3 protein-coding genes are annotated in these 1,813 nt (G+C 63.5%); all 3 read left to right on the top strand.

Translation table 11 applies throughout. The features are described from left to right. Nucleotides 1-47 precede the first annotated feature (47 nt). The gene (locus OSH12_RS26170; RefSeq protein WP_266346577.1) at nucleotides 48-821 is read left to right on the top strand and encodes a DNA cytosine methyltransferase; all 774 of its coding nucleotides are present in this window, start codon (nucleotides 48-50) and stop codon (nucleotides 819-821) included. Next, nucleotides 818-1,252, top strand: a complete 435-nt coding sequence (locus OSH12_RS26165; RefSeq protein WP_266346576.1) for a hypothetical protein — start codon at nucleotides 818-820, stop codon at nucleotides 1,250-1,252. The genes OSH12_RS26170 and OSH12_RS26165 overlap by 4 nt, the downstream gene beginning before the upstream one ends. Next, nucleotides 1,249-1,813, top strand: a 565-nt coding sequence (locus tag OSH12_RS26160) for a hypothetical protein (protein WP_266346575.1), incomplete at its 3' end; no start/stop codon positions are given. The genes OSH12_RS26165 and OSH12_RS26160, both read left to right, overlap by 4 nt.

Below are 1,813 nucleotides of genomic sequence, written 5' to 3'. Positions count from 1 at the left end.
GCGACCACTCCCACCCCCTCTCATGGCTTGAGCAATGGGAGGGGAGAATGAGCCTCCGTGTCCTCGACCTGTTCAGCGGCATTGGCGCCTTTTCGCTCGGCCTTGAGCGAACTGGCGGCTTCGAAACCGTAGCCTTCTGCGAGATCGAGCCTTTCCCTCGCCGCGTCCTGGCGAAACACTGGCCAGAGGTGCCCTGCTACCATGACATCCGCGAACTCACGGCGGCAGGCCTTGCTGCCGATGGAATTTCCGTCGACGCCATCTGCGGCGGCTTCCCCTGCCAGAACGTATCCAGCGCAGCTGCCGTCCACGGAGGAGACACTTCCCTCGACGGAATCAAAAGCGGGCTCTGGTTCGAGTATTCCCGGCTCATCGACGAACTGCGCCCGCGTGTCGCCTTCATCGAAAACGTCGATCGCCTCGCCGGGGACGGACTTGACCGCGTTCTCCGGTCCCTTGCCGCGCTCGGGTACGATGCACAATGGGATGTTGTCCCCGGGTGGTTCGTTGGCGCCCCTCAGGCCCGAAAGCGGATCTGGATTGTTGCCTACCCTGCCGGCGAGCGAATGGAAGGACTGTTCGAAAGCGTCCGTGTTGGCTCGCCTGGACAAGGGTGGCCGGGTGGCACGCCGCATCTGCTCGACATCGCGAATTCTGCCTTCGGTGGAGATGATCGTTTTCCTCAACCCCTCCTTCGCGGAATGGATGACCGGCCTGTCAATTGGGTGGACCGATTGCACGCCTGCGGAAACGCCGTAATCCCAGCCATCCCCGAATTGATTGGCCGTGCCTACCTCGACGCAGAAAGGCTCGCAGCATGACCCTCCCCGACACCCGCGAAGATATCCTGTCGCTGGCCGAACCCGTAGCCCGCGTTGTCATATTCAACAGCACCATGTGCAATGGTCGGAAGTCCGCAGTATTCCACCAGACGCGAAAGCAGCTGGCGTCGATGCCGTTGGGCGAATGGGAGCTATTCGCCGCCGCCCCCACGCCTCCCGCAGCCGAAGCGCCAAGGCTGACGATTGACGACCTGACCGCCCTCTCCCGCGTCTGGAACGAGAGCCACTCACAGCCCCATGGGCCTGACTATCGCGTCAACGAGTGGCTGAAGACCCTCATCGCGCACGCTCGTGTCCATGGCGCAATCAAAGAAAAGTCTGCCGCGAGAGGACGCCCGCTCACAGCCGAGGAGAGACTGGGGAATCTGGCCGCTGCGTTGGCCTCAGACAAAGCCGGAGATACACGATGAACGATCTTATCCAGCGCCTCCGCGAACGTGCCCTCGCAGCACGTAAAGAGGGGACGGCTACCAGCCTTGGGGATGCTTTGCATTTCGAAGAGGCCGCCAATGCGCTTGAGGGGCCGGCCCAAGAGCCCGTGGCTTGGCAATACCGCTGGAAGCTCGACGGCGAGTGGACGAATTGGCGTGTCAGTGATGCGAGCCAGAAATCTCCGCATCTGAAGGATCTGGAAGAGCGCCCCCTCTACGCCGCCGCCCCCACACCTCCCGCAGCCGAAGCGCCAGGGCAGGAGCCGGTGGGCTACGGCTTGGTGGAAGACGGCAAGCTCGTCTACTCGAGCAGATACCGGACGCACCAGGAAGAGGAACAGCCCATCTACGCCACCCCTCCCACCTACGCAGACGCCGAGGCGACGGGGCGGATGCCTACCCGAGAAGAGGCAGCGGCCGCCGCGTCTGTCCTGCTACGCTGCAACGGTGCCGATCTCTCGGATTGGGGCGGGGATGGCCTGCACGACGACAACGCGCAGGACGCGCTGAAGGACCTCGCCGCCATCCGCTCTCTCGCCT

Origin of the sequence: Kaistia terrae, assembly GCF_026344005.1 — a bacterium.
Lineage (GTDB): Bacteria > Pseudomonadota > Alphaproteobacteria > Rhizobiales > Kaistiaceae > Kaistia > Kaistia terrae.
This window is presented reverse-complemented; position numbering and strand designations above follow the sequence as displayed.